Raw genomic sequence first — 8,037 nt, 5'->3', positions numbered from 1 at the left:
TGGGGAAGAGGCGGTGGGGGATGGCGGTCGTCATGGCGGCGGGACATTAACCCGGGCCGGGGGCCCGCGGCGAGGGCGGCGCGCGAGGTCGTCGGCCCGCCCGCCTTCCCGACGCGGCCGGTTGTCGCGGCCGGGAGCATCCCCCGCCTGGCCCCGCCGCGCCATCGGAGCCGCCCGTTTCGGGCCTTGCGGGAAGGGCAGCCCGCTTCATCCCGAGCGCGCCCGTCACGCGACCGAAATAAGAGGTTGGTATAGACCAATTTTGTGGCGTCCCTGGAGGTACCTCATGTCCGATTCCATCCCATCCGTCTCGTGTGCGCCTGGACCGATCGGCGGTTCCCTGGCTTGGCGGGGCAGCGATCTGGCCACCGATACGCGCTGGCTGCATCACCTCTCGTCCGAGGAGATCGCAGAGATCGAAGCCGCCGCCATGGCGACCCGCGACGCGGGCCTCGACATCATGCAGATCAAGGCGGCAGACGTGCCGCTGCCCCATGCGGCGAGGACGCTGGCGGAGGCCCGCAAGGACTGCCTCGAGCGGTTCGGCTTCTCGGTGGTGCGGGGCTTTCCGATCTCGATATACGACCCCGAGATGCAGGCGCGGATCTACTGGTGCGTTTCGCGCCACCTGGGCGACCCGGTGCCGCAGAACCGCAACGGCCACATGATCGGCCACGTCATCGACGTCGGCGACGACGTCAACGACCCCACCAAGCGGATCACCCAGACCACCGCGAAGCTGCAGTTCCACGGCGACTCGTGCGACGTGATCGGCCTCATGTGCCTGCATCCGGCCATGGCGGGCGGCGAAAGCCGCATCGTCAGCGTGACGACGATGCACGACGAGATGTTCCGCCGCGCGCCCGACCTGTGCCGCGCGCTGCATCTGCCGCTCATCGAGGATCGCCGCGGCGAGGTGCCGCCGGGCGGCAACCCATGGGCCGCGATCCCGATCTTCATGTGGAACGGCAAGCGACTTGCCGGATACGGGCCGCTCGATGCCTACCTCGAATCGGCGAAGCGCTACACCGACGCGCCGCCGATGAGCCAGGAGCAGTGGGATGGTCTTCGCCTGTTCCGGGAGATCTGCGAGGAGCCGGGGGTCGCCCTCAACACCAACCTGCAGGTCGGCGACATCCAGTACATGCACAACCCGGTCGTCTTCCACGCCCGCAGGTCGTACCGGGACTGGCCGGAGCCGGAACGACGGCGCCACCTGATGCGCATCTGGCTCTCGATGCCGGACGGTCCGGAGTTGCCCCAGTCCATGGCCGAGCGCTGGATCGTGATCGAGCGCGGTGCGCTGCGTGGCGGAGTCCACAGCGCGGGTCGCAAGGCCCCCAACATCCCCCTCGATCCCACCATCCGGGCGTTCGCCTGAAGCACCCGGGGCGCGGCCTCCCGAGGCTGCGCCCCCTCTTCCCGACCACCGGCTGCTCGCCGGTCACAGACCGCGCAATGTCGGGTCGAGACGGTCGCGCAGCCAATCGCCGAGGAGGCTGAAGGCGAGCGTGGTCAGGAGAATGATCGCCGCCGGAATTGCGGCAACCCACCAGGCCGAGAGCAGGTGATCGCGCCCGAGGCTGACCAGGTTGCCGAGGCTGGTGGTCGGCGGCTGGATCCCGAGGCCGAGGAACGACAGCGAAGTCTCGAGCAGGACGACCTCGGGAAAGTTGAGCGTCATGTTGACGATCAGCGCGCCGGAGATGTTCGGCAGCACATGCATCGCGTAGACGCGCCATGGCGAGGCGCCGATCAGCCGCAGGGCGACGGCATAGCCATGCCCCTGGGCCGACATCGTCAGCCCGCGGGTGAGGCGGGCGTAGCGGTCCCAGCCATGGATGCCGACGACGGCGACGAACACGAGGAGGGTGTTCGGAAAGAGCGCCAGCACCATCAGCGTCAGGATCAGAACCGGGACCGCCGCCTGAAAGTCCACCGCCAGCATCACCAGATCGTCGATGCGCCCACGGAAGTGGGCGGCGACGAACCCGGCCAACGTGCCGAGGAGCGCGCCGATCATGGTGCCGGCCAGGGCAACGAGCAGGCTGACGCGGATCGCCGAGATGGTCCGGGACAGCAGGTCGCGGCCGATATCGTCGGTGCCGAAGGGATGCGCCCAGTCTCCGCTCGCCCACACCGGCGGCGCCAGCCGATTGCGCAGGTCCATCGCCTCGGGTTCCCAGGGCATGAGGAGGTCGGCCCCCACCGCGACCAGCACGATCATCGCGATCCAGCCGGCGGCCAGGGCCACGCCGGAGGCGCGCCGGCGCCAGGAGGTCGACCGACCCGAAGCGCCGGTCATCGCGCGCGCCCTGCCGCCCGTGTCCGCGGGTCGAGCCTGGAGTAGGAGAGGTCGACCAGGAGGTTCGCCAGGACCATCGTGGCGCCGACGAGAATCACCACGGTCTGCACGACGGCGAAATCGCGATTCGCCACCGACTGCACGAGCAGCCGGCCGACGCCGGACCAGGCGAACACGTTCTCGGTGACCACCGCGCCGGAGATGCTGCGGCCCAGGTGCATGCCGAGGATGGTCACCAGGGCGATCGAGGCGTTCGGCAGGGCGTGGCGCAGGATCACGGCCCGCCATGGCACGCCCTTCGCCTCGGCCGTGCGGATATAGGGGCGCCCGAGCACCTCCAGCATCGCGGAGCGGGTGAAGCGCGCGTAGAGCGCCATGTCCGCCGTGCCGAGGGTCAGGACGGGCAGGACATAGTGCCAAGCGGTGTCGTCGCCCGTCGTCGGCAAGGCCCGCCAGACCACGCCGAAGATCACGATCAGAAGCACGCCGACGACGAAGCTCGGCACGCTGAACCCCGTCGCAGCCACCGTCATCGTCACCCGGTCGATCCAACTGTTCCGATAGAGCGCCGCGGCGATGCCCGCCGGCACGCCGGCCGCCACGGCGAACAGGATCGCGAACCCCATCAACGCGAGCGTGCCCGGCAGTCGTTCGAACACCACGGCCCAGGCCGCCCGGTCGCCGATGAAGGAGCGGCCGAAGTCGCCGCCGGCGAGGTTGCCGAGGTAGATGGCGTATTGCTCCGGCAGCGGGCGGTCGAGCCCCCAGCGCTCGTGAAACGCCTTCAGGCCCTCGGGCGTGGACTCGTTGCCGAGCAGCGCGACCGCCGGATCGCCGGTCAGGCGCAGGGCCAGAAACGTGACCGTCACCAGCAGCATGATCGTCGTCACGGCCCGGAGCAGCCTGCCGACCAGGAACATCGACATTCAGACGTCACCCTGGGCGACGTGGCAGGCGACCCAGTGGCCGTGGGCGGCGGGCTTCAACTGCGGCGGATCGGTGCGACAGCGTGGCTGCGCCATCGGGCAGCGGGGATGAAAGCCGCAGCCGGATGGCGGGTCGAGCGCGCTGGGCGGCTCGCCCGCGAGCCCCGTCTCGACGCGACGCTCCCCCGGATCGAGCGCCATGACCGCCGACAGCAGCGCCAAAGTGTAGGGATGCCGCGGCTCCTGGAAGAGACGTTCCGTCGGCGCCAGCTCGACGATGCGGCCCAGATACATCACGGCGACCCGGTCGCTGAGATAGTGGACCAGGCCCAGGTCGTGGCTGATGAACAGCATGGTGAGGTCGAACCGGCGATGCAGGTCCTGCAGCAGGCCGATCACCTGTGCCTGCACCGAGACGTCGAGGGACGCCACCGGCTCGTCGCAGATGAGCAGTTGCGGACGCAGCACGAGGGCCCGCGCCAGCACGACCCGCTGCCGCTGACCGCCGGACAGCTCGTGCGGCACCTTGTGCAGGCAGCTCCGGTCGAGCCCGACGGCGTCGAGCATCTCGCCGGCGGCCGCTTCGCGCTCGGCCCGGCTGCCGCGGCGATGAATGGCCAGCGGCTCCGCCACCTGGAACAGGATGGTGCGCCGGGGATCGAGCGCCGACATGGGGTCCTGGAAGACGTACTGCACGGCCGGACGCAGGCGCCGCCACTCGCGCGGCGACAGAGCCGTGAGGTTTCGGCCACCGAACGTGATGCGTCCGCCAGCGGGCCGGACCACGTCCAGGACCAGCTTGGCCAGTGTCGATTTCCCGCACCCGCTCTCCCCGACCAGGCCGACGCACTCCCCTTTCTCGACCGACAAGGTCACGTCGCGCACGGCATGCAGGAGGCGGCGCGGCCCGAACAGGCCGGTCCGTCCGAGATCGAACCGGGCGGAGACATTGCGGATATCGAGCAACGGCTCACCGTGCGGCGACATGCAGGGCCTCCGATCCTGGCTCCGGCACGAAGCAGGCGTGCGCGTGCGGGTCGCCCGGAAGCATGGGAACCCCGGTCCGGCATACGGCGATCGCCCTGGGGCAGCGCGGCGCGAACCGGCATCCGTCGGGCCGCTCGTCCGGCGCCGGGACGGTGCCGGGGATGCTCCGCGGCCGCACGCCGCGCCGGCCTGTCGACATGCGGGACGCCAGCAGGCCGGCCGTGTACGGATGCCGCGGCGCGCGCATCACCGAAGCGACCGGCCCCACTTCCACGAGGCGGCCGCAATACATCACGGCGACGCGCGCGCAGGTCTGGGCGATGACGCCGAGGTCGTGCGTGATCAGCATGACCGCCATGCCGCGACGGTCGCTGAGCCGCCGGAGCAGTTCGAGGATCTGGGCCTGGACGGTGACGTCCAATGCGGTCGTCGGCTCGTCGGCGATGAGGAGCGCCGGTTCGCCGGCCAGCATCATGGCGATCATCGCGCGCTGGCAGAGCCCCCCGGACAGCTCGTGGGGATAGCTGTCGAGAACGCGCCCGGGATCGGGGACGCTGACCTCGCGCAGCAGGTCGCAGGCGCGGGCCCGCACCGCCCTCGCCGCTTCCCCCGTCCATCCGGCATCGGCCAGGCGGAGCGATTCCACGACCTGCCGGCCGATCGTCTGCGTCGGGTTGAACGACGTGGCGGGGTCCTGGAAGATCATCGCGATGCCGCGGCCGCGGATGCGCTGGAGCCGGGATCGGGGCATCCCGATCAGCTCCTCGCCGCGAAAGGTCGCGCGTCCGGCGACCTTCGCGGTCGCTCCGGCAAGACCGAGCAGCGCCAGGGCCGTCACGCTCTTGCCGCAGCCACTCTCGCCGGCGAAGCCCAGGATCTCGCCGGCCGCGATCCGGAAGCTGACGCCGTCGACGGCGGGCCGCCTGCCCCGGGCCGTCCGGAAGCCGATCTCCAGATTCTCGACATCGAGAAGCATCGCCCGCTCGCTCCTGGAGGAGTCTCCGGGAAAGGGCGGCCGCGACCAGTCGATCCGGTCGCGGCCGGTGGCTCTACTCGCGCGGCCCGATGCTGCCGGCACGGAAGTCCATGAAGATGGTCTCCCCCGCCTTCCACGCGACGGCGTTGGCGACGCCATAGAAGGCCGGCAGGCGGTGCAGGTAGGTGCCCGGCGGGTCCTGCTCGAAGACCTGCAGGAGCTTCACGAAGGCATCGCGGCGCTGCGTCCGGTCCGTCCCCATCAGCGGCGCACCGACGTCGTTGAAGCGTTCGAGGATGCCGAAGCCGTTCTTCTGGTAGGGGCCGCCGGGACCGAACGTGCGCCACACCTGGACGGCCGGATCGCCGAAGCTCGCGGTGCTCGAGTAGTTGTTGATGCCGCGTCCGGCCGCCGCCTCGGGCACGGTGATCTGGCTCCAGTTCTCCTTCAGCTCGAGCCGGACATTGAGGCCGACCTGCTTCCACATCTGCTGCAGCACCTGCGCGGTCGCGACTTCCGCCCCGTAGTAGTCCTGCATGTAGCGATATTCGATGACGCGGCCGTCGTAGCCGGCCTCCTTGAGCAGCGCGCGTGCCCGTGCCGGGTCGTAGCCGGTCGGCTGGTGGTCGTCGACGTACATCGGGCCGAAGGTCTTCATCTGCATCCCCTTCGGCACCTCGGTCATGCCGCCGAACAGCGTGTCGACGATGAGCTGCCGATCGATGGCCAGGCTCAGCGCGCGCCGGACGCGGGGGTCGGCGAGGGCGGGATTCTTCGTGTCGAAGAAGAGGATGCGGATGGTATCGATCGGCCCGCCGGAGACGCGCGCGCGCCCGCTCGTCGAGATCGTCTTGAACTGGTCGGGGGAAATCTCGGTGACGATGTCGAATTCCCCGGCGAGAAGCCCGGAGATGCGGGCCCCGACTTCCGGAACGACCTTGAAGGTGAACGACGACAGCGGCGCCTTCTTGCCCCAGTACCGGTCGAACGCGTCGAACCGATGGTAGTTGCCGGGTCGTACCTCGCCCACCTTGTACGGACCCGTGCCGACCGGCGCCAGGCCCCATTGCTCCCAGTTCCGCGCCGCCCGGAGCGCGTCGGCGCACGGCACGCCCGAGGAATCGACGGCCAGCCGCAATGGAAGCAGGGGATCGGGAGCGCTGGTTTCCATATGGACCGTCGTCGCGTCGACGACCCGGACCGCCTGCAAGGTCGGGAAGAACTGCTCCTTGCCGTTCTTGTAGGTGGCGGACTTCGGATCGAGCAGGCGCGACGGCCCGAACATCGCTTCCACGTCGTCGGCGGTGAAGGGCTCGCCGTTGTGGCAGACGACGCCCTCGCGCAGCTTCAGCTCCAGGACCGTGGGGCTGATCGCGCGCCAGGAAACGGCGAGGCCGGGATGCAGCGATCCATCCGCCGGGTCCTGGGCGATCAGCGTCTCGAAGACGTTCTCGTTGAAGCGGGTGTTGACGTTCCGGGGCAGGTTGAGGGGATCGAGATGAACCGGAAGACCGGTCACCGCGATCCGATAGCCGGGACGGTCGGCGGCAGGGGCGTCGCCGGGCGCGACGACGAGCGGCATGACGAAGCTGAGGCCGGCTATGGCGAGGGCTCTCTTCATTGCAGTCTCCAGCGCAGGCCAATCCGCTGTCCCACGGAAGGCGGGAACCGAGTTGGTCTATACCAATCATGCCGTCGGCGAGTTGCCCTTTGATGACCTTGATTTGAACAAGCGCCAAGCCGGCGACCGCGGCCCGATGCGCGCCCGAACCGCGTGCTCGGCATGTCCACGGCGATCGCGGACGTCCCGGACGGACGTATATTGGTCTATACAGATGCGAGGCCGGCCGCGGCCTGTCGGTCGCGTCCCTCGACCCTGGCCGGTGCTGCCGGTTGGTGCGATGATCGGCGCGGATACGACCCCTCCGGCAAAGACGGCGAATGAAGAGCAGCGACCGCAGTGGCAGATCCGACACCGATGGAGCCGGGGAATCCGATGCGGGCCCGCGCTCGCTGGGCTATCAGGCACTGACGACGCTGCTCGCAGATCGAATACGCCGCGACTACCGGCCGGGACAGCGCCTCGCGCCGGAGCGGGTGATGGCCGAGGAATTTGGCGTGAACCGCCATACGGTGCGCCGGGCGCTGCAGGAACTCGAGCGGGCCGGCATGATTGCGACGGTCCAGGGTTCCGGCAGCGTCGTCGTCAACAAGCGCATTTCCCACCGCGTCACCTTCCAGACGCGCTTCACTTCGTCGGCGACGGCCGCTGGCGTCGCGCCGGAAACGACCGTGCTGCGCGTTACGCGAGAGCCGCCGGCCGGAGATTCCGAGAAGTGCCTGCAACTGCATGGCAGCCGACCGGACGGCATGATCGTCACGCTTCGCCTTGCCGATGGCCATCCCGTGTGCTGGATCCGGCATCTGTTCGGCGGCCTCGACGTGGAACGGATTGCCGCCGACTTCCGCGGCGGATCGCTCCACGAACACCTGGCCGGATCGCTCGGGATCGAGTTCGCACGGCGACGCAGCCGGGTCTTCGCCGACCGGGCGACCGCGGCCGATGTCCGTCACCTGCAGATCCCGCGCGACCTGCCCGTCCTATGCACCAACAGCGTCAATGTCGCCGCCGACAGGGCTGTGTGGGAAGTTTCCCTGACCCGGTTCCGGAGCGACGGCGTCGAACTGGAATTCGACATGTGAGTGGTGCCGCGGACGCGGACGAGCAGGGGTCGGCCGGCAATATTTCCGCCGGGCTGGAGAAGCCGCCACGCGACCCGAGCATCCAGATTGGCCCTTGTGGCACCGCTCCCGCGCGCGGTACGGGAATCGTCCCTCCGCTG

Annotated in this window: 7 protein-coding genes; 2 read left to right on the top strand and 5 right to left on the bottom strand. The window is 69.5% G+C overall.

Annotated elements, in window-relative coordinates; translation table 11 throughout:
* The first annotated feature begins 430 nt into the window (after nucleotides 1-430).
* Nucleotides 431-1,381: a TauD/TfdA family dioxygenase gene (locus ACE3Q3_RS21560; RefSeq protein WP_374449441.1), complete on the top strand. Its 951-nt coding sequence runs from the start codon at nucleotides 431-433 to the stop codon at nucleotides 1,379-1,381.
* Between the two features lie 63 nt (nucleotides 1,382-1,444).
* Here the strand turns inward: ACE3Q3_RS21560 and ACE3Q3_RS21555 are convergent, their stop codons facing one another.
* The 5 genes from ACE3Q3_RS21555 to ACE3Q3_RS21535 form a co-directional block, all read right to left on the bottom strand.
* A complete protein-coding gene (locus tag ACE3Q3_RS21555; RefSeq protein ID WP_374449440.1) occupies nucleotides 1,445-2,305 on the bottom strand; it encodes an ABC transporter permease in 861 nt (286 codons plus the stop codon).
* Complete coding sequence (locus ACE3Q3_RS21550) at nucleotides 2,302-3,231, bottom strand: ABC transporter permease (RefSeq protein WP_374449438.1); 930 nt, start codon at nucleotides 3,229-3,231, stop codon at nucleotides 2,302-2,304. The genes ACE3Q3_RS21555 and ACE3Q3_RS21550 overlap by 4 nt, the downstream gene beginning before the upstream one ends.
* Nucleotides 3,232-4,218: an ABC transporter ATP-binding protein gene (locus tag ACE3Q3_RS21545; protein ID WP_374449436.1), complete on the bottom strand. Its 987-nt coding sequence runs from the start codon at nucleotides 4,216-4,218 to the stop codon at nucleotides 3,232-3,234.
* Complete coding sequence (locus ACE3Q3_RS21540; RefSeq protein WP_374449433.1) at nucleotides 4,202-5,194, bottom strand: ABC transporter ATP-binding protein; 993 nt, start codon at nucleotides 5,192-5,194, stop codon at nucleotides 4,202-4,204. Before ACE3Q3_RS21540 ends, ACE3Q3_RS21545 begins: the two co-directional genes overlap by 17 nt.
* A 73-nt stretch (nucleotides 5,195-5,267) precedes the next feature.
* Complete coding sequence (locus ACE3Q3_RS21535; RefSeq protein ID WP_374449431.1) at nucleotides 5,268-6,815, bottom strand: ABC transporter substrate-binding protein; 1,548 nt, start codon at nucleotides 6,813-6,815, stop codon at nucleotides 5,268-5,270.
* A 320-nt stretch (nucleotides 6,816-7,135) separates the two neighbouring features.
* Here ACE3Q3_RS21535 and ACE3Q3_RS21530 point away from each other — a divergent pair, with 320 nt between their 5' ends.
* Nucleotides 7,136-7,897 (top strand): GntR family transcriptional regulator, encoded by a 762-nt coding sequence (locus tag ACE3Q3_RS21530; RefSeq protein ID WP_374449429.1) that lies wholly within the window; start codon nucleotides 7,136-7,138, stop codon nucleotides 7,895-7,897.
* Nucleotides 7,898-8,037: the final 140 nt, after the last annotated feature.

The sequence above is a fragment of the Allostella sp. genome, from assembly GCF_041913585.1.
In the GTDB taxonomy this organism is placed as follows: Bacteria; Pseudomonadota; Alphaproteobacteria; order ATCC43930; family Allostellaceae; genus Allostella.
The sequence above is the reverse complement of the archived record's forward strand: the minus strand, read 5'-3'. Positions and strand labels throughout refer to the sequence as shown.

Coding starts and splice junctions, on each gene's coding strand:
- ACE3Q3_RS21560 (WP_374449441.1), top strand. CDS start 431: ATGGCGACCCGCGACGCGGGCCTCGACATCATGCAGATCAAGGCGGCA.
- ACE3Q3_RS21545 (WP_374449436.1), bottom strand. CDS start 4,218: ATGTCGCCGCACGGTGAGCCGTTGCTCGATATCCGCAATGTCTCCGCC.
- ACE3Q3_RS21535 (WP_374449431.1), bottom strand. CDS start 6,815: ATGAAGAGAGCCCTCGCCATAGCCGGCCTCAGCTTCGTCATGCCGCTC.
- ACE3Q3_RS21540 (WP_374449433.1), bottom strand. CDS start 5,194: ATGCTTCTCGATGTCGAGAATCTGGAGATCGGCTTCCGGACGGCCCGG.
- ACE3Q3_RS21530 (WP_374449429.1), top strand. CDS start 7,136: ATGAAGAGCAGCGACCGCAGTGGCAGATCCGACACCGATGGAGCCGGG.
- ACE3Q3_RS21555 (WP_374449440.1), bottom strand. CDS start 2,305: ATGACCGGCGCTTCGGGTCGGTCGACCTCCTGGCGCCGGCGCGCCTCC.
- ACE3Q3_RS21550 (WP_374449438.1), bottom strand. CDS start 3,231: ATGTCGATGTTCCTGGTCGGCAGGCTGCTCCGGGCCGTGACGACGATC.